We start from the raw sequence: 641 nt of genomic DNA on the forward strand, positions 1-641 counted from the left end.
GCGGCGGGACGGAGAGCGCCGGACCGCACCTCATCCGGCCCGCCCAGCTGCCCGCCACCGTCCCCGACTTCACCGGCCATGCCTCTTTCGTACGGGAGCTGAGCGCGCGGCTCTGCGCCCCCGAGGGGTCCGTGATGGCCGTCTCCGCGCTCGCGGGCATCGGCGGCGTCGGCAAGACCACCCTCGCCGTCCATGTCGCGCACGAGGCCCGGCCCCAGTTCCCGGACGGGCAGCTCTACACCGACCTCCAGGGCGCGGGCAACCGCGCCGCCGAACCCGTCGCCGTCCTCGGCTCCTTCCTCCGCGCCCTCGGCCTCGCCGACTCCGCCATCCCCGACACCCTCGACGAACGCGCCGCCCTCTACCGCTCCGCACTGGCCGGACGGAAGATCCTGGTCCTCCTCGACAACGCCCGCGACGCGGCCCAGATCCGGCCCCTGCTGCCCGGCACCCCCGGCAGCGCAGCCCTGATCACCAGCCGGGTCAGAATGGTCGACCTCGCCGGAGCGCATCTGGTCGACCTCGACGTCATGTCCCCCGACGAAGCCCTTCGGCTCTTCCGCCGGATCGTGGGGAGCGAGCGCGTGGACAAGGAGCGGGAGGCGGCGCTCGATGTGGTCGCGGCCTGCGGTTTCCTGCCG

General features: G+C 73.9%; 1 protein-coding gene. It reads left to right on the forward strand.

From position 1 onward, the window contains the following. Positions 1-641, forward strand: a 641-nt coding sequence (locus FF041_RS14090; protein ID WP_267133193.1) for an NB-ARC domain-containing protein, incomplete at both ends; no start/stop codon positions are given.

The sequence above is a fragment of the Streptomyces jumonjinensis genome, assembly GCF_009600885.1.
Taxonomy (GTDB): Bacteria; Actinomycetota; Actinomycetes; order Streptomycetales; family Streptomycetaceae; genus Streptomyces; species Streptomyces jumonjinensis.